Annotated in this window: 23 protein-coding genes and 1 tRNA gene; 9 read left to right on the top strand and 15 right to left on the bottom strand. The window is 45.8% G+C overall.

Translation table 11 applies throughout. The features are described 5' to 3' along the window. Window positions 1-25 precede the first annotated feature (25 nt). Entirely contained in the window at window positions 26-1948 is a 1923-nt protein-coding gene (locus QUB39_RS10005; protein WP_333208777.1) for a hypothetical protein, read from the top strand. Window positions 1949-2455: 507 nt separating this feature from the next. On the opposite strand, the gene QUB39_RS10010 is transcribed toward QUB39_RS10005, so the two are convergent. Beyond that, window positions 2456-2602 carry a hypothetical protein gene (locus QUB39_RS10010; RefSeq protein ID WP_332946242.1) on the bottom strand — a complete coding sequence of 49 codons (147 nt, stop codon included), beginning with the start codon at window positions 2600-2602 and terminating at the stop codon, window positions 2456-2458. Window positions 2603-2921: 319 nt separating this feature from the next. Next, on the bottom strand, window positions 2922-3557 hold the full coding sequence (gene upp / locus QUB39_RS10015; RefSeq protein ID WP_333208779.1) for a uracil phosphoribosyltransferase: 636 nt from the start codon (window positions 3555-3557) through the stop codon (window positions 2922-2924). 216 nt (window positions 3558-3773) lie between these two features. Here upp and QUB39_RS10020 point away from each other — a divergent pair, with 216 nt between their 5' ends. Further along, on the top strand, window positions 3774-4061 hold the full coding sequence (locus QUB39_RS10020) for a DUF4360 domain-containing protein (protein WP_333208781.1): 288 nt from the start codon (window positions 3774-3776) through the stop codon (window positions 4059-4061). Between the two features lie 154 nt (window positions 4062-4215). Here the strand turns inward: QUB39_RS10020 and QUB39_RS10025 are convergent, their stop codons facing one another. The 4 genes from QUB39_RS10025 to QUB39_RS10040 form a co-directional block, all read right to left on the bottom strand. Beyond that, the gene (locus QUB39_RS10025) at window positions 4216-4398 is read right to left on the bottom strand and encodes a hypothetical protein (protein WP_333208783.1); all 183 of its coding nucleotides are present in this window, start codon (window positions 4396-4398) and stop codon (window positions 4216-4218) included. Between the two features lie 47 nt (window positions 4399-4445). Next, entirely contained in the window at window positions 4446-5693 is a 1248-nt protein-coding gene (locus QUB39_RS10030) for a URC4/urg3 family protein (RefSeq protein WP_333485056.1), read from the bottom strand. Beyond that, window positions 5690-6772, bottom strand: coding sequence for an adenylate/guanylate cyclase domain-containing protein (locus QUB39_RS10035; RefSeq protein ID WP_333055017.1), 1083 nt, complete (start codon window positions 6770-6772; stop codon window positions 5690-5692). Before QUB39_RS10035 ends, QUB39_RS10030 begins: the two co-directional genes overlap by 4 nt. 84 nt (window positions 6773-6856) lie before the next feature. After that, on the bottom strand, window positions 6857-8104 hold the full coding sequence (locus QUB39_RS10040) for a GTP cyclohydrolase II (protein WP_333231889.1): 1248 nt from the start codon (window positions 8102-8104) through the stop codon (window positions 6857-6859). A 418-nt stretch (window positions 8105-8522) separates the two neighbouring features. On the opposite strand from QUB39_RS10040, the gene QUB39_RS10045 reads away from it, so the two are divergent. Both QUB39_RS10045 and queC read left to right on the top strand, forming a co-directional pair. Next, window positions 8523-9863, top strand: coding sequence for a cytosine deaminase (locus QUB39_RS10045; RefSeq protein WP_333485057.1), 1341 nt, complete (start codon window positions 8523-8525; stop codon window positions 9861-9863). A gap of 243 nt (window positions 9864-10106) precedes the next feature. Then, window positions 10107-10781 carry a 7-cyano-7-deazaguanine synthase QueC gene (gene queC, locus QUB39_RS10050; RefSeq protein WP_333208792.1) on the top strand — a complete coding sequence of 225 codons (675 nt, stop codon included), beginning with the start codon at window positions 10107-10109 and terminating at the stop codon, window positions 10779-10781. Between the two features lie 387 nt (window positions 10782-11168). Here the strand turns inward: queC and QUB39_RS10055 are convergent, their stop codons facing one another. Beyond that, window positions 11169-11498 (bottom strand): tetratricopeptide repeat protein, encoded by a 330-nt coding sequence (locus tag QUB39_RS10055; RefSeq protein ID WP_333208794.1) that lies wholly within the window; start codon window positions 11496-11498, stop codon window positions 11169-11171. Between the two features lie 35 nt (window positions 11499-11533). Further along, window positions 11534-11863, bottom strand: a complete 330-nt coding sequence (locus QUB39_RS10060; protein WP_333147054.1) for a tetratricopeptide repeat protein — start codon at window positions 11861-11863, stop codon at window positions 11534-11536. Window positions 11864-12027: 164 nt separating this feature from the next. Here QUB39_RS10060 and QUB39_RS10065 point away from each other — a divergent pair, with 164 nt between their 5' ends. Continuing rightward, complete coding sequence (locus QUB39_RS10065; protein ID WP_333208796.1) at window positions 12028-12642, top strand: hypothetical protein; 615 nt, start codon at window positions 12028-12030, stop codon at window positions 12640-12642. Window positions 12643-12649: 7 nt separating this feature from the next. Here QUB39_RS10065 and QUB39_RS10070 read toward each other — a convergent pair whose 3' ends face one another. Together QUB39_RS10070 and QUB39_RS10075 are read right to left on the bottom strand one after the other, a co-directional pair. Next, on the bottom strand, window positions 12650-14128 hold the full coding sequence (locus QUB39_RS10070; protein ID WP_333208798.1) for a hemolysin family protein: 1479 nt from the start codon (window positions 14126-14128) through the stop codon (window positions 12650-12652). Between the two features lie 68 nt (window positions 14129-14196). Further along, window positions 14197-14886, bottom strand: coding sequence for a hypothetical protein (locus QUB39_RS10075; RefSeq protein WP_333055025.1), 690 nt, complete (start codon window positions 14884-14886; stop codon window positions 14197-14199). 185 nt (window positions 14887-15071) lie between these two features. On the opposite strand from QUB39_RS10075, the gene QUB39_RS10080 reads away from it, so the two are divergent. Continuing rightward, window positions 15072-15144, top strand: a tRNA-Ile gene (locus tag QUB39_RS10080). Between the two features lie 262 nt (window positions 15145-15406). Here the strand turns inward: QUB39_RS10080 and pyrR are convergent. From pyrR to QUB39_RS10100, 4 genes are all read right to left on the bottom strand, one after another. Next, window positions 15407-15940 carry a bifunctional pyr operon transcriptional regulator/uracil phosphoribosyltransferase PyrR gene (gene pyrR / locus QUB39_RS10085; protein WP_333055026.1) on the bottom strand — a complete coding sequence of 178 codons (534 nt, stop codon included), beginning with the start codon at window positions 15938-15940 and terminating at the stop codon, window positions 15407-15409. 360 nt (window positions 15941-16300) lie between these two features. After that, a complete protein-coding gene (gene cbiB, locus QUB39_RS10090; RefSeq protein ID WP_333208867.1) occupies window positions 16301-17380 on the bottom strand; it encodes an adenosylcobinamide-phosphate synthase CbiB in 1080 nt (359 codons plus the stop codon). A gap of 344 nt (window positions 17381-17724) precedes the next feature. Next, on the bottom strand, window positions 17725-18126 hold the full coding sequence (locus tag QUB39_RS10095; RefSeq protein ID WP_333208801.1) for a GFA family protein: 402 nt from the start codon (window positions 18124-18126) through the stop codon (window positions 17725-17727). A gap of 37 nt (window positions 18127-18163) precedes the next feature. Further along, on the bottom strand, window positions 18164-18607 hold the full coding sequence (locus tag QUB39_RS10100) for an Rrf2 family transcriptional regulator (RefSeq protein WP_190656033.1): 444 nt from the start codon (window positions 18605-18607) through the stop codon (window positions 18164-18166). A 265-nt stretch (window positions 18608-18872) separates the two neighbouring features. On the opposite strand from QUB39_RS10100, the gene QUB39_RS10105 reads away from it, so the two are divergent. From QUB39_RS10105 to QUB39_RS10115, 3 genes are all read left to right on the top strand, one after another. Next, window positions 18873-19262, top strand: a complete 390-nt coding sequence (locus tag QUB39_RS10105) for an AbrB family transcriptional regulator (protein ID WP_015179394.1) — start codon at window positions 18873-18875, stop codon at window positions 19260-19262. A gap of 108 nt (window positions 19263-19370) precedes the next feature. Further along, window positions 19371-19589 carry a hypothetical protein gene (locus QUB39_RS10110; RefSeq protein WP_333208803.1) on the top strand — a complete coding sequence of 73 codons (219 nt, stop codon included), beginning with the start codon at window positions 19371-19373 and terminating at the stop codon, window positions 19587-19589. Between the two features lie 570 nt (window positions 19590-20159). After that, window positions 20160-23744 (top strand): PAS domain S-box protein, encoded by a 3585-nt coding sequence (locus QUB39_RS10115; protein ID WP_333208805.1) that lies wholly within the window; start codon window positions 20160-20162, stop codon window positions 23742-23744. Window positions 23745-24027: 283 nt separating this feature from the next. Here the strand turns inward: QUB39_RS10115 and QUB39_RS10120 are convergent, their stop codons facing one another. Next, window positions 24028-25131, bottom strand: a complete 1104-nt coding sequence (locus QUB39_RS10120) for a site-2 protease family protein (protein ID WP_333208807.1) — start codon at window positions 25129-25131, stop codon at window positions 24028-24030. Between the last annotated feature and the right edge of the window lie 487 nt (window positions 25132-25618).

Genomic DNA, 25618 nt, shown 5'->3' on the forward strand with positions numbered 1-25618 from the left:
TCTAAAATCTAAATTCTAAAATGGCATGATGGAACACAAAATTAACCCCTCAAAAAATCGAGCCAAACCCCCAGAAAATCCCAAAGTTGCTCCTCCCCCGACAAGACGCCGTCGCCAAACCCGACGCCCCAAAAATCTTCAAGAGTCCCCGCTTCCAATACCTACTCCCCGAACTCGCGCCAGATATCCCTGGAAAAGACTGATAGCTAATTTGACAGCCCTCAGCATCTTGGGTGGCTGTGCAGCTTTAATGGGAGGCGGCGCTTGGCTGAGTTATCAGCTAATTGTCGATCCCAATGGCAACAAGTTGATCTCTCAATTTGTGCCGGAATGGTCGCGCCTGCCTACAGGTAGCAGAGATTCGATCCAAACTCTCGATCAAATCAAAGCCAGCATCCGCAAATTGGGATTCGTAACCGGAGAAGCCCTGCCGCTTCCCGTCGATCAATCCCGCGATAATTCTATTGCCGATTTGCTATTACCGGTGATGGTAGAAAGAACTGTTAAGGCTTCTACTGTTTGCAAAAATCCTTGTCGTCAAATTGTCGAACTTCGGGTGTACAAGCGAGTGCAATTTCCCGATCGCAGTTCCGATAAAGAGCAGTATTTCCAACTAGCAAGTTCTGTGAATGTAGAAGGCCCTGCAGAATCTTTTGTCATTGCTTCTTTAGCTGACTCTACATCTAACAATCAAGCCTCCAATCAGTCGCTACCCCTAACAGAACTGCGCCGCTTTGATGGCAAGCCCCCCGCATCGGGCATTTGGTTTAATGTCAGCGGTCAACTAAAGCAGGGCGACAAGAAAATTCCCTACGGACAAGTCGTTCGCTACAACCCCAGCCAAAATCATTTAATGCCGCTGTTGGAGTGGGCGAGTGCGGCTGGACAACCGCCGAATTGGCAGCAAATTGTTAAGGGCGAAAACCCGCAGTTGGCGATCGACCAAACAGTTGGTTTAGAGCCGCAATTTACCCTTTATCAAATTGGCCCGCGCAAATTTTTGCCCAACCCAGTTCAGTTAACGGCGATTTCTTTAGAAGAAATTGCCTTCAATGACGAGACTTACAAAAATGGGCTGCGACTGGCGAAAAGCGGCCTGTGGTCTCCAGCATTAAATGTCATGCGTGTGGCGAAGGGGAAAGCCGGCAAAAATTGGCCCGCAGTCGCGCAAGCTCAGCTAGAAACGATCGAATTTCACGCTAAAATCACTCGGGCTCAGGCGATCGCATCTTGGGCCAGTCCCGGTCAACAAGTTCTCGCAGAATTAATCGACGGCCGCTGGACTGAAGCTTTGCAAGTATTTGAAGCCGATCCGAGCAACTCTCACGAAATAGCCACAACCCTCAAAAATGACAGCGGGCGGATCTGGAACCGCATCGACGCCGCCTTGAGAGTGAATGCCGCTGACGCCGATGTCAAGGCTTGGGGCGCCCTGATTGTAGCTTCTCAAGACGGCACTCGCGAAGCGATGAATTGGCTCGACCAGCAATCAGATACTGACAGCGAAACAAGAACTCGAATTCGGAATTTGGTCAACAAACTTCAGGAAGCAGTTTCTCAGGCGGAAAGTTTAGAAGACCACAAAAGTCAAATTATGGGTTCTGCTACTTTAATTAACAGTGTCAATCCCGCTGAGTGGCTGGAACCAGAACCGAACAATGAGTTAAAATTGGCAGGAGAACAAGTTTGGTATCAGGTGCAGGTAGCAAGTTTTTACGACGGTAGCCGCTGGGTTAATTCACCATTTTCTGATGTACAAGTGAGTTCTTTTCCTGCTACTCAAGTCAAGTGGCTCTGGGGGCGGCTAGGATTACAGGCTGACCCCAAGATTAAGATTGAGGTAGCGATGGCTAACGGTCAACAAAGAGTTGCTGTGGGAACGGTGAAAGCAGTGCAGATTCAAGACGGAAGTCTGCGCTTGCTGGCGGCGGTTGACAAGCGATCGTAATCTGGCAGAAAGCCTTCGGCAGATAGAACAGTCCCGGAGACACTCTTGATATTACAGCGGATTCCAGGTTTATAAAGTACACCCCAGAAACCGGGTTTCTTCTGGATTTCTCGCCAGAAACCGGTTTTATTCAAGAAACCCGGTTTCTCTGTACTTCACTTACCTGGAAAGTGCTGTATGTCCGGTCGATTACCCATAATACGGTAGGGGATCCCCTCACGAAAAATATCTGCCAATAAATGACAATCTCAAAAACCCGCCCTTTTAATCGCGGTCACTCGATCGGACATGATATGACACAAAGAAACCGGGTTTTTTTACCATTTCTGCCGATCGCAACAGAAGTATTTTCGTAAAAAAACCCGGCTTCCTTCCACCTGTACGTCCAAAACTCGGAAAAAGGAAAATTCTTTCTCTTGCCTCTCCCGCAACTCGGACAACAATGCAGACAAAAATTTTGTTAATTTAATTAATTAACACAACCTGTGCACAAAAAACCCACAGATGTCAAATCGCGCCCTTTTTAGAGAGTGCTGCAATCATCTGCCGTTTCACTGCTTTAGCCCAAAGCTCAAACTCCAAACTGTTGATATTCTGAATTTTCACTTCCTCAACAGGCTGAGTTGGGGCTTCCTTCTGTGCTGTAGTCTCCATTGTTTTTTCCCTCGTCAAAAAATGTTAGTAGTCGCTCGCAAACGCTTAGCATCATACATCTATTTTAATAACTAATTCTGGCAAGAAATTACACTAAAGGCATAGAATTTAACCATAAAATGCAGTAAATACATCTAGATCATGCAATTTACGAATTTAATGTAATAAAACCCTACAAGCCATGTTATATATAGGCTTTTCTTGACATTAAAATTTTACAACTTACATTATATCGCACTATCAAACCACTGCTTATGTTAGTAAAGTTATTTTTAAATGAATGTATTGACATATACAGCAGAAAATAATTTTATTGAATTCACATAGTCCCGTAAAGTCGATCGCCCGCATCTCCCAGTCCGGGTACAATATAGCCATGCTCGTCCAAACACTCGTCAACAGCAGCCGTATAAATCTGCACGTCAGGGTGTTGTTCGTGAAAGTGCCCCACTCCCTCCGGTGCCGCCAGCAAGCACAAAAATTTAATAGACTTCGGATGAACTTCTTTCAGCCTATCCACTGCCGCCACTGCTGAATTACCAGTAGCCAGCATCGGATCGACAATTAAAACATCTCGCTGTTCGATATCCTGGGGAACTTTGAAATAATATTCAATCACCATCCGAGTTGTCGGATCGCGGTACAAACCAATATGTCCTACCCTCGCAGACGGAATCAGCTCTAAAATACTATCTAACAGTCCCTGACCAGCACGCATAATCGAAATAATCACAATTTTCTTTTCAGCAGCCAGCACCGGTGCATTCATTTTCGCGATCGGCGTTTCTATTTGTTCGTATTTTAGCGGCAAATCTCGCGTCACTTCATAGGCTAGCAGCATTCCAATCTCTTTGAGCAATTGGCGAAATTTCGCCGTACTCGTTTGAGTTTGCCGCATCAGAGTTAACTTGTGCTGTATCAAAGGATGGTCAATGACAGTAACTTTAGCACTCATTTTTTTGAATAATTAATTGGCTTTATTATAACTTATCAGCCATCGAGGCATTCTTGACGCAAAAAAAAACCGATTTCTGCGGCCCCTGCGTCCTGGACTACTTATATCAAACCCTATTGAAAACACGAATACCGCGCGAATAAAATTGCTCCGACAATTACCTTTCATCCCCCCAGAGCGACACTAAGGAATGAAAATTAAATAACTTCCACAAGATTGTGGGACGGGCGGGACGCCCATCCCACAATAACAATTAAAATTGTAAGTTATTTAATTCGCGATCCTAAGCCAGTTTTAAATCGGAATCTCAGGGGCCAAACTAACTACAATGTTCGAGATAGCTTAGCCACTATAGCGAATGTTTGGTCTCGCTGTGGTGATAGTGTAAATATGAGAGTAAATGCTGCAATGACAGCCCGCGGTGCCGGCATGGCCACCGTTGACTCCTTCGATTTGGCTCATCGCGGTTTAGTTTATCGCGTCAAATATCGCACTTGCCGCTAAGCAGCTTGTTGGGAGTGTAGTGTGAGGTATAGTTTTCAGGTTTGAATTTGGAATTTTTAATTTTAAGTTGGAAGAGGGAATAAATTTCCCTCTTCCTTCTTGCTTCTTCCCTCTTTCTTCTTCCCTCTTGCTTCTTCCCTCTTCTTGACATCCGTTACATCTGATATCTTGCACCATTGTCAGCAACAGGCTTTTCGGCCTGTTCCACAAGAAAATCTACTCTTTGTGGAACGGGCCGAAGAGCCCGTTCTTGAGAATGGTGCAAGATGTGAGTTACATCCGTTACATCCGTCGAGCGAATCCGTTGCCGAACTTCCCTTTTCCTTCTTCCTGACATCCGTTATATCCGTCGAGCGAATCCGTTGCCGAACTTCCTTCTTCCCTCTAAAACACAGTCCCGTCACTTTCAATCTGAATTGGCGGCACTCCACCAGGCCTCAATTCGCCCGCAATTTTCCGCCCCGCCGCCCAAGTTCCTCCTTGCAAAATCTTCACCAGCGGCAATTCTTCCGCACTCAAATGCAGCTTTTCTCGAATAGCAGCGGCAATTTTATCTAAAAGATTCACAGTCAGCGATCGCCATTCTACTATAACTTCCGAACCAGGCAAGTAACTCTGTGCAAAAATAGCCGAATCTTTGGGCTGCAGCAGCCCGATATCCAAACACAAACCGCCGTTGCGGTACTCCGGCAATCCCGTTAACTCATCCAATCCCGCGACTTCTAAACCAACTTCTTGCAGCGGTTCCAACAGCGAATAAGTCAACCACTGCGAGAGTTTGTGAAACGGCACCAATTCATCTCCCAGATTTTCTCCTGTTAAAGCCGGATGCCGCCAAACATCGCCTAAATTAACGCCACCAATTGCATATCTTCCCGGCCAAATTTCCCCAAAACCTGTCAAAACAGCGCTCAATACTTCAGTAGCATTCACAGTTTTGTCTCCCGAAACCCGACTGTCGAGCAAGTATTTTGCCAAATTGCCGGGACGCGGGTTTTCGCTACCAAATAATAATGGATGCTGGCAAATCGCCTTCCCCAAACGCTGCAATAATTCTAATCTGCCTGTTAAACCAACTAGCGGATTGTCTCGACTTACCTGAAATCCAGCAGCTAAGGCTTCTAGTTTTAATTGAGAAAGTCCGCGAAAATCAGCTTGCCAAGGAAAATCGGGATTGCTGGAAAAAACACCTTGACAAAACATCCGCAAGCTGGCTATTGCTAACCCTTCAGAACGGCGGTAAACCTGTCCGGTTTCGGATTCGCAATACTGCCAATCTGCACCAGCACCGGCATCAAGCAAAACGCTGACAATGGCTAAATCAAATTTGATCTTAGCTTGCTCTATGAGTGCAAATTTGGCTATTGCTGCATCCAATTCGGCGATTCGCGACAAGTTGCCGGCTTCAAAATGTCGCCAGCGACTGTGAAAGGGAATGTTAAAATCGGGATATTGTTGGCGCGTGGTGTCAATTACATAATTTGCTGCTTTGTCGAGTTGGGATAAATCGACACGGAAGTAGCGAAGTTTGTCCTGGCTGGCTAAATCAAAAAGCCGATCGCACTTTTGACGAATAGCAGCCGGCGTTCTCAGATATTCTACAGTCTCAAGTTCACTATTGCCCAAGTTCATACTACCAAACAGCGGTAAACATCATTTTCTTGAAAAAAGTCAAACTGACTGTAATCTAAAAGATTATCTAAAATCGCATTTTTATCGATTTTGATCAGCTTATATTCCCACTTAGACCCGCTGACTTCGCGTTTTATTTGATCGGAAACTATGACCGAATTTCTTTCTCTACCCGGACATACTATTTTACTTAAATCTTCCAGCCTGTCGGCTATGTGAATATCTTTTCCGTAAGTGCAAGACCTAAATATATATAAATTTCCCTTAGCAACTCCCACCGACAAGCCGCAAGGTATTTGATTGGCGTCAATAAAAAGTTTCCAATTCTCGCACAGACTTTCCATTGCCGCTAAGGCTGAGTGAGCTTCCGGGAAAGTCAACAAATGCGAATCGCCAACAATACTCCGAATTGTGCCGCCGTATTCTTCGCAAATTGTTTTTTCAAAAGTATCAAAGTTTGTGAGCAAATATTCCACATCTTTGATCGAATTAGATTCTTGATAGGCTATAAAACCTCTCAAATCTGCTTTAATTATTGCTTGATTCTTGATAATTCGCGTTTTGTAACTTTGGTCAACTTTGTAAACTTTTTCAGGTTCGCTCATCCCTTTCAAAGAAAACTCGTTGACAAAAGACGTTTGCACTTCTGCTTTGTTGAGCGCTAGCCATGCTGCTTGGGACAAATATATTTCATCCGGCGGAGTTACTGATTCTATGCGCGCTGTTAAATTCACCGTATCGCCAAAGATATCTTTATCTTGATGCAAGACATCTCCTAATGTAATCGACACGCGAATAGCCAATCGTTCGTCGTTCGCCTTGCTAGATTGTTGCGCTCTCAATTCTTGCTGCATTTCTATGGCTGCTACCGCCGCTGCTGTGACGCTGGGAAAAATTATCCAAAATGAATCACCTTCCCCTTTAATCACGCTGCCTTCATTTCTGGCGCTAATATCTGAAACAAAAGTTTTATGCTCGTTTAACAAACTACTTAAGTCCGACTGAGATAATTTTTTGACTCTGGCGGTATATCCACAAATATCTGTTTTTACGATCACACTAGAACGCAAATTAGCCATAACCTACCCTGACTGATCAAAAACCAGCAATAATTTTATGTGGCCAAGACGCGATAGTTCGCGTCCGATCGCGTCTTAGCCCTCTCAATCTCCTAAATCGCGTCCGATCGCTTCTGCAAGAATTGTAGCATCTGGCACAGGGTCAGGCGTGTAGTAGCCGGCGGCTTTTTTGGCGACGATTTCGACTTGTGCGTCTGCAGGAATCCAATCTTCAGGAATGGGGATGCGATCGACCACCTGAATGCCAGAATTGATAATCGCATTGTATTTCATATCGCTCATAGAAACTAAACTGTCAATGCGAGAGATCCCCAACCAGTGCAGCACGTCTGGCATTAGTTCTTGAAACCGCATATCTTGAACTCCCGCAACACATTCAGTGCGCGTAAAATAGGCATCAGCTCGATCGCCGCCTTCCTGCCGTTTTCTGGCATTGTACACCAAAAACTTAGTCACTTCCCCCAAAGCTCTCCCTTCCTTGCGGAAGTAAACTATTACCCCAGAACCGCCGGATTGTGCAGTTTGGATGCAAATTTCCATCCCGTGTACCAAATAAGGGCGACAAGTGCAGATATCCGAACTGAAGACATCTGAACCGTTGCATTCATCGTGTACCCGTACCGCCAACTGCTTATCGGTGTCAGAAATATTCCCGACATCGCCAATAATATAAACCGTAGTTCCGCCAATTGGTGGCAAGAAAACGTGTAAATCTGGCCGCGTCACTAAATCCGAGAACATTCCGCCTGTTTGCTCGAACAGGACACGGCGGAGAACGCTTTCTTGGGCGCCGATTCGCCTCGCAATTCCCGGCAAATACCACACCGGATCGATCGCAATTTTAGTTACTGCTAAATTGCCACCTGCTTTGACTATTTTGCCATCAATTTGCACTCGCCCCTTAGCGATGGCATCTTGCAATTCCGGCATATTAATGTGAGCTTTAGTGACAGCAATTGTCGGTCGAATATCGTATCCCTGCTGGAGAAATGAAGTATAAACTTCGCTAACCAAACCCCCAAAGGGATCGAGAGAAACAATCAAATTGCGATCGCCCCAACTCGGATGCGGCCCGATGTGTGCCGCCGGAGAGGTGTTGGTAAAATCGGGGCGGTGATCGGCTTGGAGTGCGCCGTTCGCAACTGCTAGCGCGCGATAAACAGAGTAGGAACCCGAATGAGTGCCGATCGCATTCCGGTGAGACGATTTGGTGAGGCTACCAATCACAGGCCCCCGTTTCAGGGGATCGATTTCTCCCCAGTAAATGGGATGAGGTTTTGTGCCGGATCTGTCGGGATGGGATGTTAAAACTATATGCTTGGGTTTTGACACAGTTTTTTTGGGATCTTGCTATGGATGCTGCTGTTAGTTGAAAGTGAAATTGCAATTTGAAGCAGTGATTTATGATAGCAAAAGGATTCAGGCTCTGGAAGTATCCGGCATAGCAAAACTCGTGAAGCTGACTTGCGCGGTTTCTTCAAAAATATAAAAATTTTATATTTGTGCTTCAGCGATCGGGGCTGCACTACCAACAACAAAGCTACATATTTAATTCAAGTTTCTTTAGCGATTCTATTTCATTTGTGCATGAGATTTTTTTGAACTAACCACAGAGGGCGCAGAGGACGCAGAGCCTCTATAAAATATAGAAAGAGGAAAAGAGAGATGTTCACAATTCCTGCAAGGGTTGCTATAGTTACAACTGGTAGTGCTGAATTATCAAGAAAATACATACTAACTCACAAAATTAATGTTGCCAAGTACATCTAATTATTTGCTCAAAAATGGTCGCGTACCCACGTCTCTTCTAGAGATGAAATCGATCGCCTCGTCAGCTTCTACTGTGGCGACAACGGGGAGTGAGAACAATTTTTGTTTGGTGGATTTGGAAATTGCAGCAGGGACGATCGCCCAAATTATCCCAGTAGGTAGAAAACCTGTATCCTCCTCTGGAGATATCCCAGTTGTAGATTTGCACCGCGGCTTAGTTTGGCCTTGTTTTGTGGATATGCACACCCATTTAGACAAAGGCCACATTTGGGAACGATCGCCCAATCCCGATGGAACTTTTGCCAGCGCGATCGAAGCAGTGGGCGCTGACGCTCAAAAAAACTGGAATGCAGAGGATGTTTATCGGCGAATGGAGTTCGGACTCAAGTGCAGCTACGCCCACGGAACCAAGGCTATCCGCACTCACATCGACAGCGCGGGCAAACAGGGAACCGTTAGTTGGGGAGTATTTGAAGCGCTGCAAGCCGAATGGGGCGATCGGCTGATCTTGCAAGCAGTTTCCCTGGTTTCCCTCGACTATTTCCTGACACCAGCCGGCGAAAAATTAGCCGATCGCATGGCCCAAACCGGCGGCATTCTCGGCGGAGTCGCCTATATCAACCCCGACTTAGACAAACAACTCGATCGAGTTTTTGCCTTAGCCAAAGAACGAAATTTAAACCTCGACTTCCACACCGACGAAAACGACGATCCAGATTCAGTAACACTGCGGGAAGTCGCAAAAACCGCCATCCGCCATCAATTTTCCGGTCAAATCATCTGCGGACACTGCTGTAGTTTAGCTGTACAACCGCCAGATTTAGTAACAGAAACTATCGCATTAGTCAAGGAAGCAAATATTGGCATTGTCAGCTTGCCGATGTGCAACCTTTACCTGCAAGACCGAGAATCTCAGCGTACACCTCGCTGGCGAGGAGTGACACTGCTGCACGAACTCAAAGCAGCCGGAATTCCCGTTGCAGTTGCTAGCGACAATTGTCGCGATCCGTTTTACGGATTTGGCGATCATGATGTTTTGGAAGTCTTTAATATGGCAGTCCGCATCGCTCATTTAGATAGGCCCTATGGAGACTGGCCCTGTACAGTGACAAAGACTCCTGCAGATTTAATGGGATTGCCGAAGTTAGGACGAATTGCAGTTGGTTTACCAGCAGATTTAATTTTGTTTAAGGCGCGTAATTTCAGCGAATTGTTATCTAGAGCGCAGGGCGATCGTACAGTCTTGCGGCAGGGTAAAGAAATTGATACAACTTTGCCCGATTACCGGGAACTCGATGATTTATTAGCAACTGAAATCTGACATTTTGTACGAATATCAAGAACAGGCTCTCCGGCCTGTTCCACAAAAGATGAATTTTCTTTCTACTCGTTACTAGGCAGAGCCGGGAAAGCAGTTAATTGAGTTTTGTGGAACGGGCCGGAGAGCCCGTTCTTGACAATCGTGTAATATGTAGGTTTCAAAAATCATTTAGCCTTGGTATATTGTCAATTTGCAACTATTTTGATATAAATATAAAAGCGAATTCAAGTGAGGATGTTTTAAGTGAAAGCAGTTATTTTATTGTCGGGAGGGCTGGATTCCTCAACAGTTTTGTATCAAGCCAAAGCCGACGGCTGCGAGTGTTACGCTATTTCCTTTGACTACAATCAAAGACACCGGCGGGAGTTGGAATCAGCAAGGGCGATCGCACTTTCGGCAGCGGTTAAGGCACATCAGATAGTAAACTTTGACTTAACACTGTGGGGCGGTTCCGCTTTGACGGATAATGAGATGGAATTGCCTCGCGATCGCACTCTTGGAGAAATGTCTCAAAACATCCCCACTACCTACGTTCCAGCTAGAAATACGATCTTTCTCAGTTTTGCCCTCGCCTACGCAGAAACTCTACAAGCCGATCGTATTTACATCGGCGTCAACGCTTTAGATTATTCCGGCTATCCCGACTGCCGCCTCGATTACATTCAAGCCATGCAGGAAGTATTTCGGTTAGGAACAAAGCAGGGAAGAGAAGGAGAAGCTATTAATATTGTAACACCTTTGATCGAACTTAAAAAAACCGAAATTATTCAATTAGGCAACAAATTAGGAGTACCTTGGGAGCAAACTTGGTCTTGCTATGCAGGCGGGGAAAATGCCTGTGGCGTTTGCGATTCTTGTCGGTTGCGGCTGGCTGCTTTTGAGGAATTGGGATTGAAAGATCCGGTGCCTTACGCTTAAAGATGACTTACGCACGACGGCCCAGAAACCGGGTTTTTTCGAGTCTCTTCGCTTCCGCCCGCCGAAACGGTAAAAAACCCGGTTTCTAAGCATCGCAGCGGGTGGTCAATCGATTTGAGATTTTAGATTTTAGATTTTAGATTGACCCCACGGATAAATGCGGGGGCTTGAGGATTTTAGATTTTCGATTTTGGATTGATTCCACGGATAAATCCGGGGGCTTGTACCATCAAGAAATTCCTGGTCAGAAACCGGGTTTTTTCGCAAGAATATGTTACAGATGGCAGAAACTGCCAAAGACCCGGTTTCTTGGGTTTTGATGGGTAAGTCCTGCATGACTAAAATTTTTAAAATTGATTCTTAGTTAGTTTTGAATCATCCGAGTGCTTATTTACCTTCCGGCTCATCCTCAACTTCCAGTTGACTCTCGTCTTCCTGTCCGAACGTAATTTCATTTTGCAGCGAATTCAATGGGACTAAAAGCATATCAGCTATTTGCGATTGTCCTCTAGCCCTGTAGATATCTATCGCTTTCTGAAAATCTTCTACTCCCCCCTGTTTTTCTCCAATTACAGCTCGCATACGAGCACGGATAATATAAGCTTCTACAAAATCCGGATTAAGATTAATTGCTTTAGTAAAAGCTTCAGCAGCTTCCTTATACTGTCCTTTGCGACCGAGGTCAAATCCTTGTTCATAAAGTTCTTTAGCTTCCATCGCATTCCTTAATTTATTTTGAATCAGTAGGCTGCTTATTTGTCTTCCGGCTCATCCTCAACTTCCGGTTGACCCTGGTCTTCCTGTTCATCCTTAATTTCATTTTGCAGCGTATTCAATGGGACTAAAAGCTGATCAGCTATGTCTGATCGTCCTCTAGCCCTGTAGATATCCATAGCTTTCTGAAAATCTTTAACTCCCCCATGTTGGTCTCCAGTTCCAGTCCGAGCATAAGCACGGTAAATATAAGCTTCTACAAAATCAGGATTGAGATTAATTGCTTGAGTAAAAGCTTCAACTGCTTCCTTATACTGTCCTTTGCGACCGAGGTCAAATCCTTGTTGATAAAGTTCTTGAGCTTTCATGGCATTCTTTAATTTCTGCTGTTCATCTCGCTTGCATAAAGGATCGAGTCTATTTACTTGACCTGATGAATCAATTATAAAGCACCCTGGTTGTTCCTGAGCATTCGCTAGAGTCTGAAAAAGAGGTAGACTAATTATTGATTGTTTTTTACAAGCTAAAAATTATGTCTATTGAAGAGCGCCGAGGTATTGAAACAATTGACAGAAACCAAAATCTACTTCTCGTTCGCGCTCCTATTGAGTCAGTGGCGCAAAAGCTTAGTAGGGCGAGACGCGCGGATGTCTGGGAACGGGATATCTACGATCGCGAAATCGAAATTACGGCCGAAAGCTATATTGTATTTCAGTTCCGAGGACATCCTTGGACGATCGTTGAGCAACTGAATCATCATCCCGGTTCCCTTGTATTTGGAGAAGGAGATGCGATCACTCTTTCCAGCTTCCCATCCACTCGCGCCATCTACTACAAATGCAGCGACACTTGCGGTTACATTGGTTATAACTGCTACGACAGAGGTGCATTTGCGGAGATGCTGTACTTTGAGGAAGAAATGGATCTCCTATTCCTCTCTGACTTTCGTGAGGTTAAAGCTGAGGACATTGACAGTGCCTTTCGCTTTACTTACGCTTTTATGGAGGAGCAAGATATCTACATTCCCTTCGTATATTACGAAAATGTGAGGGCTGGCGATCGCATTAATTTACGCCCCAAAGGCCCGACGTTAGATGATTTAGTACGCAGCGACTTCGAGCGAGTAGATTATCTAGGTATTCGCTAAAATATTCTCAACTAGAAAATTTCGCCACACTACTCACCCCGCTATTCTTTCGCCCTTTCCCCACAACTTCCTCATCCGCTGCTGCAATTCCATCTAAAGCTCGATCGCCCGCAGCCCCTTCCAACAAGTGAATTTGAAGTTGATCCAAGCGCGGCCCGGACACAGAAACAACCGTAAGTTCCACATTTTCGCCGCGCCAAACTTCCCCAGCAGCCGGCATTCTTTGCAACTGATAGCTCAGAAAACCTCCGATTGTCTGATATTCGTCAGTTACTGGCAAATCCAAATTCAATATTTGATTCACATCATCTAAATTTAACTGCGCTTGCACTAAATAAGTGCGATCGTCCAATACTTGCAAAGCAATTTCTTTGCTGTCGGGTGACTCGTAGCTGCGGCCGATTATTTCCGCAATCAAATCCCTCAGCGTCACTAACCCGGAAATGCCACCAAATTCATCAACTACGATCGCAATTTCTTCCGACGAACTCTGCATCAAAGGCAGCAGTTCCCCCAGCAGCATCATCTCCGGTACAAACCTCACCGAACCCATCCAAGTTACAATTGGCGTGTCGGGAGATAGCAAACCTTCAGCTAGGGGTTTCGCAAGTTGTTTGAAGCCAATAATGCCGATAATGTCGTCTAAAGAATCTCCCGTCACGGGATAGCGGGAATGGTTAGAAATCGCCATTTCGTCGAGCAAATTTTGAAATGTGGCCGTCTTGGGAAGTGCGACAATGCTAGGCCTCGGCACCATTACTTCTTCTACCCAAACTTCGCCAAATTCAAACACGTTGTTGAGCAATTCTCGCTTTTCTGCTTCCAAGCCGCTGGATTCGCTGGAAGTAGCGATAATTAATTGCAGTTCTTCGGGAGTAACCGGTCGATGCCTTAGATCGTATTCGATGCCCGCAAACCGCAAGAGCGATCGAGTAGATTGATTGAGAAACGACACAAAGGGCTTGAACAAACGGGCAATCAATAAACTCGGAGGCCCTAAACTTCTGGCTAACTGTTCGGAATACAGTAAGGCTACAGATTTGGGAAAGAGTTCGCCCAGTACGATTTGCAGGTAAGCTAGCAACAAAAAAGTTACTATTGATATGCTAAAAGAATGGGCGATCGCCGACTTGATGTAAATTGGCAGTGGCAAATAGCCGATCGACATTCTCACTAGCACGGCGATCGTACTTTCCCCAATCCAGCCGAGAGCTAAACTAGAAAGAGTGATTCCCAACTGCATTGTTGAGAGCAATCGCTCAATACTTTGCTGCAAAGATTGCACAGTTAAAGCTGCAACGTCGCCAGCGTCCACTAACTGATTGATGCGCGATCGGCGTACCGTCACCATCGAAAACTCAGCCGCCACAAAAAAAGCATTAATCGCAATCAGCAACAGCACTGACAGCAACCGCGACAGCACCTCTGTCAAACTCATCGCGGGTAAATCAGATATCTCCTGCACTCTCGCCCCTAAAAGTGACACAATGCTCCCTAAAAAAACTTTCTCGATCAAACCTGAGAATCCCTCTGCAGGTTTGGTCTTCTTTTATATTACTTCGCCACTGGAATGCCAGATATTTGCAACTGAAGTTTTTGACCTGGATAATCTGTCAGCGTCAACGAAACTTCCTTAGCATTTTCTAGCAAAGCTGTGGGAATACTCACCGTACCGTAAAACACCTGCCCGTTGGGGGGCAGTTCCGACGGCAAATCCTCGGCAGTCGCGCTCAGGGCCCGGCCACGATCGTCAGTGACGTTCAAGAAACTGTAGAGAAACCTCACAGCTTGGGAGCCTTCATTTTTCATGCTCACGTCTAGCAGCATGGAATTGTTGCGCTGACTGGACGCGCTCACTTCCAGAGTTATTCCCCCGTCGCGACTGTTCAGGGGAAACTTGGCGCTGGCATTTTGTGCCGCCGGTTTTTTGGCCGCGGCTGCTTTAGAGCTTGCCTTCTCTGTTTTAGTATTTGCCCCGGCCGTTTTTTCGGGATCGCGACCTTCTACCCGTGCTTTGACGGTTGTGAGAATGTCTTTTTCTTTCAAAATGCTCACTTGGTCTTTGCTAGCGGTCTTTCCAGGCTTGCCGCTGCCAGCATTGTTGCTGGGACGAACATCGGGTTGAGTCGTTCCTTGCAAGGCTTCGCGACCTATAGTAAATCCCCAAACAGAACTCGTCACGCCTGCTCCAAACATGAGAGCGAGCAGAATTAGAGTCAGCACTACCGTCGAATTCACTGCCATTGCCTATAAGTTTATGCCGAGTCCTAGAAACTGCTTTGTCCGGTCGATCGGCTTGCCTAAGATTGGCTAACAGGCGATCGGGACTCAGCCGCTCTAAAGATTTTGATTTTTGTTCTCTAGTTCTAGCACGGACTGAGAAATTATGTTATAATTCATTTTGAGTTAGGTCGAAGAAATCGATTTAACGGCAGTTGGCCGAGCGGTTTAGGCAGCGAACTCATAATTCGCCCCAGGCAGGTTCAACTCCTGCACTGCCGATTTTTAATAACTTAGGACGCTCAGCGCCCGAAAAACCCCGTTTCTTCCTAGAGGATTGCTTACCCAAAAGCCCCTATTCTGGTAGAAACCGGGTTTTTTACGTTGTCAGCGGGCGGAAACGAAGTATTTTGCTCGGTGATGGACGCAAAAAGTGGCTTGACGCGCTACTTACAGCGCACCCTAAGTAGTTTATTTAGCTGGACATTGTTTAACAGTCATTTGTGCCCAATCTAAAATCTAAAATCTAAAATCTAAAATCGTATTATCCCTTAATTAACTCCACTCCGTCGCGCCCGTCGATATCTTGAACGTAAACCTTAACTTGTTCTTCCTTTGCAGTCGGCAACTTTTTACCCGTAAAATCCGGCTGAATCGGTACTTCTCGGTGGCCGCGATCGACTAATACCGCTAACCAAATTTTCTCCGGCCGCCCGTAATCGTTTACCGCATTCAAAGCCGCTCGACTCGTTCTGCCTTTATATATAACGTCATCTACCAACACCACGGTTTTGCCCGTCAAATCGAAAGGAATTTCTGTTTTAGCCGGTGTCCGCATCGCAACTCGATCCAAGTCATCTCGATAAAAGGTAATATCCAAAGCGCCCACGGATACTTTGACTTGTTCGAGGACTTCAATTTGATCTGCCAAAATTTGAGCTAAAGGCACTCCTCTACTATGAATGCCCAACAGCACTAACTCCGAGGGATTCCCTGATTTTTCGACAATCTGGGAAGCGACGCGGGTGAGAGTGCGCCTCACTTCATCAGGGGATAAAATTTGGATAATTTTAGTCATGGGTTGCTGCGAGCTAATTGTTGGCTGTTGGCATATCGAACAATTTGAGATTTGAGATTTGAGATTTGAGATTTTAGACTGACTTGACAAATGAGACATCTTGCATTCATTCGCTCTCCCTCGCAAATTATCTGCGTTTATCTGTGTGTATCTGCCATTATCTGCGGTTTATGTATCAATCAAAGATTTGTGCAATTGCTCGTCTATGAATCTGGGAGTGGAACGATTTGGGATTTGAGCTTTGAGATTTTAGATTGACTTGATAGATGAATCTGGGGTGGGAACTACTAACGTCAAAACTTTTTTGCTCTCCCAGACTCCTGCTGAGAGCTGGTATCTGTGGTCGGGTGCAGTCAGCAGTTAGCGGCTCAAACATAATAAGGTATAAAAAAGCAATGATAGTCCCAACCAAATCAGAAAGCAATACCGAGTTAATTGCAATGCTTGGCAAATTAGCGGCGCTGCGATCGGGTGAACCGGCTCGCCTAACAGCGGTTTGTGTTTGAGAACTCCGCGATAGGAATTAGTACCTCCTAGTTGCACTCCCAAGATGGCGGCGTAAACGCACTCGCTCCAACCGGAATTGGGGCTGGCATCTTTAACAGCATCTCTCTGACAAATTTGCCAAATGTAAATCGGTTTGCCAGATATAACGGCTAAAGTAATCACTGTTAGCCGGCAAGGAATCCACGTCAGCACGTCTTCTAGTTTGGCGCTAAACCATCCTAAATCAGTGTATGGCGCTTCTTTGTAGCCGATCGTAGAATCTAATGTGCTGGCTGCTTTGTAAGCGATCGCCAAGGGGACTATAGCACTCGCCCACATCGAGTTAGGATCGATCGGCGCACCGGTAACACTTAATAATAGATGTGGCAGAGCGAACCCAAGTAAGGCATAAAATAGCGGTGCTGTCACGCCATCGACTGCATTCTCTGTTACAGTTTCTAACAATGCTCGCAGAATTTCTGGCTCGGATAAGTTTTCGGTATCCCGGCCGACGTAAAGGCTCAACCTTTCTCGCGCCTTGACTAAATCTCCAACATTTAAAGGTGCTAGCACATCCTCTGCTGCCGCCCTCAAACTGCGACCTGCAAAACAGCTTGCCAGCAAAATGGTCTGTATGGCAATACCTAAAAGAGGATGCACCCAACTAGCAGCTTGGACGATCGACCAACTGACAGTATAACTGCCTACAATCAGCCCGATCGCTAGTATTGTACCAGCACCTCGCAGCAGCAGTTTGTGCTGCTCGCCAGCGGGACTATCCCCGGCTTCAGGCATTTTGCCTGCGGGATTATTCCATATATTAAAGACAAGTCGAGTATAACGGTCGATCGCCCAACCCATCGCCTGCACGGGATGCGGCCAACCCCAAGGATCGCCGATCGAATAATCCAACACCGCAGCTAAAATTAAAACAGGAAATTCATCCGGCATCATTATATATTGTGTCAAACTTGATAGTCCGTCAATCCATTTTAGATTTTAGATTTTAGATTTTAGATTTTAGAATTGAAGAAAGCGACTCCACCGATAGATCCGGGGACTGGCGATGGGGAGCGAGGATCTTTTTTCTCGCTCCACGGATGAATCCGGGGACTCGAAGCATCTTCCTTCATTGTCACAGCAGGAGTTATCGCCCCAGAGAGCAGATTTTAACTCCTGCTACCCTTGCGGACTTTGATTTTTTGAGGGGCGATTTTATAGTAGAAGAAAGAAGGAAGAAGCAATAAAGGCAAGGGTTTGAGCAATTCAAAACCTCATCATCATCAGGCGTGGTTGCTCTAACTGCTGAGATTACTGTAGTCGCCCAGCAAGTGTACGTTCTCCTCCCAATTAACACCGTCAAAGGGTAGGATCTGAAAGTGTTTGATGGCATCTGAGTCAAGACAGCGGACGTTGACATCGAAATGATCCGGATGCGATCGGGGGCGATAGAACGAGTGAATGCCGCAAATTCGGCAGAAAGTATGTTGAGCGGTTCCTGTATTAAATGTATAGGTTGTCAAAACATCTTCGCCACTGAGCAAGGTAAAACGTTCCGGTGGCACAATGAGGTGCAAAAATCCCTTCTTTTTACAGATAGAGCAGTTGCAATCAGATGCTTGGTGTTTGTCAACGGCGACACGGAAGCGGACAGCACCGCAGTGACAGCCGCCAAAGTAAGTAACAAGTGTTGCGTCCATGTATGCTTGCTGCCGATCGAATGAATGAACTTACCATTTAAATGATAAAGCTAGTTTCTTCCCCAAGAGCCGCTTGCCAACTGCGGACATCATAGTATAAGTCTTCGAGGGAAATACTGTACAGCGCTTCGGCAAGTTTTTTGTGCAATCGGTTCCACAAACTGAATGTTACCCAGTCCTCTGCTTGCGTCGCGTCGGGAAAATGTCGAGGTAAAGGTTCAATAGTTTCACCTACAGCCTCTAAGATTTGTCCTAAAGAGATTTGAGCGGGCTGGCGGGCCAATTGATATCCACCTTGGGCACCCCGAACTGATTGGACTAAACCGGCTCGTCGCATTTCAATCAGCAATTTTTCTAGATAAGGAGCCGGTAACTCCTGTCGCTTCGCTATCGATTTCACCGATGTCGGGCCGAAGCGAGGTTGCAAACTTAGATCCAGTAATGCTTTGACACTGTAGTGTCCGCGTGTGGTTAACTTCATGGGATTTTAAGAGCGGGGCAAATATTCAGCTAGCTGATAGGTGATAGCTTATGCTACCGAGTTTAGAGATTGCTCGCACCTGCTGCTGCTACTCCTCAAGAAAGACTGCAGGTTGTTAAAAATATTTAGATAATAGTGGTTAACAATTGAGCCGATCGGTGTAATATAGTTTTACGACCAGCTATAAAGCTAAAGTTTCTTGGTCAAACCAAAAACCTACCGAGAAAAAATCCGTACACCAGTTGAATATTTCAGGACTCAGTAAATGGCTAAAAAGAAAAATATCGAACCCCTTGAAGGCGAAGATCTGATCAAAAAGGTCAAAGACCTAGAGAACCTTACCAAGGAAGAAAAAGCTAGAGCCTGTGGCTACTATACCGTTACCAAGAACGGCGTAGAACGGGTCAACATGATGAAATTCCTGAATGCGCTGATTGATGCAGAAGGCATTCAGCTAGACGGGAAGCAAAACGGCAACGGACGCGGCGGACGCTCTGCCAGCTATCGGATTAGCGTTCAATCTAACGGCAACTTACTGATTGGAGCGGCCTACACCAAACAGATGGAACTCCAGCCGGGAGATGAATTTGAAATCTCTCTGGGACGCAAGCACATTCACCTGCGCCAAATCGATCGCGAAGAAGAAGAATCCTAGGCTTTTACGACTTGCTTTGACTTCTTGCTTGAACAGGTTGGTTTGACTTCAAGCATTGACTGCGAGCAGAGAATTGGCTCTGAAATCTTTCTGTGAGCCTAAAACACTATGGCTTCTATAGATGGCAATGGCTCGACAAAAGCCACTGCCACCACTTTATATTTTGCGAGAATACCTATTCTCGCCCCTCGCTATATCCGTTTGGACAAGCGGGGGATTTTCCGCGTAGCTGTTGAAGAGAAGTTCTGCCGCAGATTGTGTACGGGATTTAACGGATGTAACGCATGGATGCTCACCAAGGGATTGTATAGCGCATTTAACGGATGAATGTTAAGTTTCGATGGTCGAGGTTCCAGGCAAGAAGCAGGTTAGGTTGAGCTACGAAACCTAACAAAGCAAGAAAATTGCGGAGGTATTCTGGGCCAAGAGTGCGTAATACCCGTTTAAAATTAAAAAAAAATAATGCAAGTGTCGGCAAACTCCAAAGCACGTGCTTCCTCATTCATCCCTAATTATTTAGGAATGAGAATTAAATAACTTCCACTCTTGAAAGTGGGATGGGCGTCCCGCCCGTCTTTTAAGGACGGGCTATAAGAGCCCATCCCACAATAACAATTAAAATTGTAAGTTATTTAAGTCGCGATCCTTAATCTAAAATCTAAAATCTAAAATCTAAAATTGTATAAGTTTCGTGCTTGCTCATGAGTTGTGTCTGTGTGGGAGGGGTTTTGAGGGCAAGGAAACACCTCGATCGCCCGTAAGTGAAATTACAGGCTGGAACAGTTAAAGTGTTAGGGAGCAATTAGTCACCAGCCTATGCCGTTGCCCCGATTCGCGAGCAAAACTTCTCAACACCAAATAAAAATCCCCCTGCGTCACCTTCTAGTGGCCTCTTTTGTGCTGCAAATCGTCGCAGCCGTTGGGATTGTCGGGTATCTGTCCTTTCGCAACGGAGACAAAGCAGTCGAAGAGCTCGCCGAGAAATTGATCGCGGAGACGGGAAAGAGAGTTGAAGAAAAGCTGATTTCTTTTCTCGAACCTACCCAGTGGGTAAATCAACTTAACGCCTCGGCGATCGAGCGCGGTGAATTAAACTTACAGTTAGAAAAGCCCCAGCCTCGGGGAGAGAAGTTCCTCTGGCAGCAAATGCGATCTTTTAAAAGCATTCAATGGATTTCCTTCGGTGCTGAAAAATCAGGAGAATATCTCGGCATTTGGCGCAACCCCACTGATCGCAGCTTGCAAATTGTCGCGGCGAACAAGTCTACCAACTTTCAGAACATATACTACGCTACAGACGGCAACGGCACTCGCACCGCTAAATTAAAGGCAGAACCCGGAACCTACGATGCCCGTCTCCGCCCCTGGTACAAAGAAGCTGTCGCAGCTAATAAACCGATTTGGACGAGTATTTATCGAGGTTTTACTCCTGGGACTGTTTTTATTGCTGCCAGCCAACCAATTCGCGATCGAAATGGTAAATTGCTGGGAGTTTGTGCCGTAGACTTTTCGCTCTCGGAGCTTCAGCAATATCTCCATCGCATCAAGCTTAGCAAAACGGGACAAATTTTCGCGATCGAACGATCGGGCTTGCTGATTGCCAGTTCAAGTCAAGAATCACCCTTTAGAAAGATGTCGGGAAACCCGCAACTGCAGCGGCTGAATGTTTTAGACAGCCAAACTCCTATCATTCGCACCGCAGCTAAATATTTGTACGAACACTTCGGGGGCTTTGGCGACATTAAGCAGCGACAGCAATTGCAATTTAGCCGAGACGGGCAGGAATATTTTGTGGAAGTGCTGCCGTTTTCTGATGTTTACGGTTTGAACTGGCTGATTGCGATCGCAGTGCCCGAATCCGATTTCATGGGGCAAATTAACAAAAATACGCGCACTACAATTTTACTTTGTTGGGCGGCGCTACTGCTATCGACAATTGCTGGAGTGCTGACAGCTAGGTGGGTAACGCTGCCGCTGTTGCGGCTCAATGAAGCAGCTAAAGATATTGCCGCCAGAGAGTTCGATCGCGCTGTGGCTGTCAGTAGGCTTGAGGAAGTCGGCGAATTAGCCCAGTCTTTCAACGAGATGGCTGCTCAACTGAAAAAGTCTTTTCAAGCTTTGGCAGAAAGTGAAGAAAAATTTGCCCAACTGGTAGAAAATTTGCCTGTTGGAGTCTCGGCGATGACTCCGGGTGGCGCAGTTATTTTCATGAATTCGGCGGGTGAGCAGATATTGGGTAGGGGAGAAATGCCCGATGCTACCGCAACAGAGCTAGCAGAAGCTTATCAAACTTATATAACAGGAACCGATCAACTTTACCCGGCAGATCAAATGCCGTTTGCACGGGCGTTGAGTGGCTTCGAGGTGATTGCTGAAGATATGGATATTCGCCTGGATGGGAAAAATATTCGTTTGGAAGTGCGAGCGCTGCCGGTGTTTGACGGTGGGGGGAATATCCTTTATGTTCTTAATGTTTTTAAAGATATTACGGCTCGCAAACACGCAGAGCAAATATTGGCTGACTACAACCGTACCCTGGAAATTGAAGTAGTCGATCGCACGATCGAGCTAGCCTCGATCAATGCCCGCTTGCAGCTCGAAATTGAGGAGCGCCAGCAAGCTGAAAAAATTATCCGTCAAGAGCGCGACTTTAACTTAAAGATTATCGAAAATTCTCCGATTTTTTTTGTGGCGATCGACTCTGAGGGTAAAATCCTGCTGGCGAATAACTGTATGCTGGAAGCGGTGGGCTATACTGCCACAGAAGTTGCAGGCAAAGATTACTTAGCGACATTTGTACCCCCAAGCGATCGAGCCGGATTGCATTCGATTTTTACGGGCGTAACAGCGCGGGAGCAAACGGTTAACGAACATCGCATTCTCACTTCGGACGATCGGACTTTGTTAGTGGAGTGGCACGGCACACCGGTGCTCGACGAAGGTGGCAACCTGGATTTCTTGTTTGGATTTGGGATTGATATTGGCGATCGCAAACAAGCACAATTAGCCCTGCAAAAAAGCGAAGCTCTGTTTCACAAATTAGCGAACACTGTTCCGGGAGAACTTTACATATTCGTGCAGCATCCCGACGGATCAGTCAAGATGGAATATATCAGTCCTCGATGCCGAGAGATTCAAGAATTAGAGCCGGAGGAAATCCAGAACAACTCTGCTTTACTCTACGAACAAATGCACCCGGACGATCGATCCAGTCACTTCGAGGCAATTGTCAAAAGTGCCACTGATCTAGAACTATTTTCCCACGAGTGGCGGATTGTGACAGCATCGGGAAAACTCAAATGGCTGCAAGGTTATTCTCGACCAGAATTGCGCGAAAATGGAGATATTGTCTGGCACGGCATAATTATTGATACGAGCGATCGCAAACAAGCAGAACAAGAACTTCAACAAGCCAAAGAAGCCGCAGAAGCTGCCAACAAAACTAAAAGCCTCTTTCTCGCCAACATGAGCCACGAATTGCGAACCCCCCTCAACGCCATTCTCGGCTTCGCTCAATTAATGGAACCCAGCACTAATTTAACTTTGCCGGAAAAAGAAAATATCAAAATTATTCGCCGCAGCGGAGAACACCTGCTCCAAGTGATCAATCAAGTCTTAGACTTATCTAAAATAGAAGCTGGCCGCATGACACTCAACGCCAAAACTTTTGACTTGTACCGCTTGCTGGGGGACGTGAAAAATATGTTTCAAATTCCGGCAAAAAATAAAGGATTGCAATTAATTATTGACTGCTCTTCCGATGTTCCCCAATACGTGCAAACTGATGATGTTAAGTTGCGACAAGTGCTAATTAACTTATTAGATAATGCGGTTAAATTTACCCCTTCCGGTTCAGTTTCAGTTACTGTGGAGCCGAATAAAAAACAAATAATTAAGCCTATATTGAACGAAGCTTTTGATTTTGTGGAAACTCAAAAGACAGTCATTATTTCCTTTGCCATAGCAGATACAGGAGTTGGTATTTTCCCGGACAAATTAGAAAGCATATTTGAATTATTGGTGCAAACTGCATCTGAAAAAAAAGTTCAAACAGGTACGGGTTTAGGATTAAATATCAGCCGCGAGTTCATAAGATTAATGGGGGGCGACATTACCGTCGAGAGCGAAGTGGGACAAGGGACTGTCTTCAAGTTTGATATTCAAGTTGTTACCGCAACGGGTGCTGGTGAAGTCATCAATAAATATGTTGAAGTCAAGGATTTATCGCCGAGTTCAAGTATGGTACAAGAAAAAATATCTGATAGTGCTGCAATATTTACGCTGGACTCCAAGCCGAAAGTTTCCCCAGAATGGGCGAGAACTCTAAAACAGGCAGTCCGTGAGGCTGACTTCGATTTGATTGCCACAACTATTGAGGAAATCGGCAGCGATAATGATGTTTTTGCGGAAGTTCTGAGGAATCATCTATATAATTTTGATTATCAAAAAATACTAGATTTGATGGCTGAAATTGAGCGATAGGGGGCTGAGCTTTCGAGTGCGCCGAAGCCCACCTTATCTATAAAGTAGCTGTTCTGCATAGATGCTCCCCGAACAGTTATTTTAGCTGCTGCCACAAGAGTCATGAGATGGCATAAGGTGTTCGTTCAGACTCTCAATACACTATGATAATCATGTTTGATTTACTGCTAATAATTGAGTGGTTGACTTGACTTTTTTGAAGCTAAAGTTAACCCCCCCGATCGCCCTTTTGGTAAGGGTAAATCGAGGGGGTTAACTCTTATTTGTCAAGTATCTGAGGATATCAAGCAGGGTTCGCTTCGGCTCGTCTTTGTAACAGGCGGGCAATTTCAGCTTTTTCTACAAGTCCTACTAGGACACCGTTTTCGCGAATGACGGGGAGTTCTTGTACTTTGAGTTGTTCCAGAAGGGTGACGACTTCAAGGAGGGATAATTCTGGTTTGACTGTGGTGGAAAATTCGATCGGCTTCAGGAGTTCTTTGACTAAAACTTCGGGCCAGCGTCCGGTAGGAATGGTTTTGAGGTCATCAAGGTCGATCGCCCCTACCAATTGTCCGGCATCATCTGTTGCCAGGAACCTGCGCCAGGTTTGAGCGCTACCGATAACGTAGTTGTTGGCAAATTCTCTGAGGGACAAGTCTTGGGAGACGATCGGACTTTCGGGGGTAACAGCATCTGCGGCTGTCAGGCCTGCCAGTTGATTTTGGACTGTGGCATATTGGGCCGATTGACCGGCATTTTGCAGTAAGAACCAACCGATTACTAAATTCCAAATATTGCCGAACACGCCTGTAGCAATGGCAATCCAACCAATTATTTGACCGACGCGGCTAGCAAAAATTACACCTTTGTAAGGGTTGCCAGTAATTTTCCAGACAATTGCTTTGAGGATGTTGCCACCGTCGAGGGGCAAACCGGGAATTAAGTTAAATAAGGCTAGAACTAAGTTGATGGAAGCTAAAAGTCCCACGATGGCTGCTGCGGGGCCTGTGAGTCCAGCACCGATGCCTATGGCTGTTAACAAACCGGATAAAAATAAGCTAACCAACGGGCCTGCAATGGCTACCCAAAATGCTTCGGCTGGGGTTTTGGATTCTCTTTCTAAATTAGCCAGTCCGCCAAACAGAAATAGCGAAATCGATTTCACGCCAATTCCCTGTTTAATGGCTACCCAACTGTGTCCTAATTCGTGGGCTAAGACGGAAGCAAATAACAGTAACGCTGTGAATAATCCCAGCATCCAGGGCGCTACGGGGCCCAATGTGGGAAACAGGGCAGCTAATGCGCCGCCGTACTGCCAGGTTACTAAACCCAGAACTAAAAACCAAGATGCGTTGACAAAGAAGGGAATCCCAAACAGGTTGCCGACGCGAAATGTACCGTTCATAATGGCTACCTCTGATTTTACGAAGGAGAGGTTTTTCTCTCTGTCTCCTTATCGTAACGAAACGTAACGGCGATGTTAATGCTTCCATTAGGGTGTTATCCGTCTGTGGAGGTTCGGTTTGCGGAATCATCATTGGCAAATGCGGTTGAGTCCGCCTGGGGTTAAAAATCCCTGTCTGAAAGCGGAAGTCCTCGCTATGAGGGCTGATGAGGATATTTTCTTTTATTTTCTGTTTGAGTTTTGAGTCGGTTTTAACTCAATAAGCTGTGGAGCATTTAAACCACTAACGAGTTTGTATGGTGCGTCAGGAGTGAACACTTACGCTTACAAGGGAAACACTTCTGTACGCTGGGCACCCTACTATCGTCTTTTAAATGCCGAACAGCTTACGCTTGGGTTAAAACTGTTTATTCCGGGCGAGATCCTCCTCGCATCCCCCTTGCTAATCAGGGTGAATTAATTTTCGGAAAAATCAACTAAGCTGATT

The sequence above is a fragment of the Microcoleus sp. AT8-B5 genome, from assembly GCF_036705565.1.
Taxonomy (GTDB): domain Bacteria; phylum Cyanobacteriota; class Cyanobacteriia; order Cyanobacteriales; family Microcoleaceae; genus Microcoleus.